The sequence below is a fragment of the Bacillus cereus group sp. BfR-BA-01441 genome (assembly GCF_022663075.1).
Lineage (GTDB): Bacteria > Bacillota > Bacilli > Bacillales > Bacillaceae_G > Bacillus_A > Bacillus_A cereus.
Genome location: NZ_JAKUEU010000458.1, coordinates 1 through 213, shown reverse-complemented (window position 1 = coordinate 213; position 213 = coordinate 1). Strand labels below are relative to the sequence as shown.

Sequence of the window (213 nt, the reverse complement as noted above, 5' to 3'; positions counted from 1 at the left end):
TATCCCACCAGCGCCTCCACCGAAGCTAGCGCTCCGGTTTCAATGGCTCCCGCCTATCCTGTACAAACTGTACCAAAATTCAATATCAGGCTACAGTAAAGCTCCACGGGGGCTTTCCGTCCTGTCGCGGGTAACCTGCATCTTCACAGGTACTATAATTTCACCGAGTCTCTGGTTGAGACAGTGCCCAAATCGTTACACCTTTCGTGCGGG

At 52.6% G+C, this 213-nt stretch carries 1 rRNA gene; it reads right to left on the bottom strand.

The annotated features are described in order from the left end of the window. Window positions 1–213: ribosomal RNA gene (locus MR107_RS32160) — 23S ribosomal RNA — on the bottom strand; the annotation flags it as partial.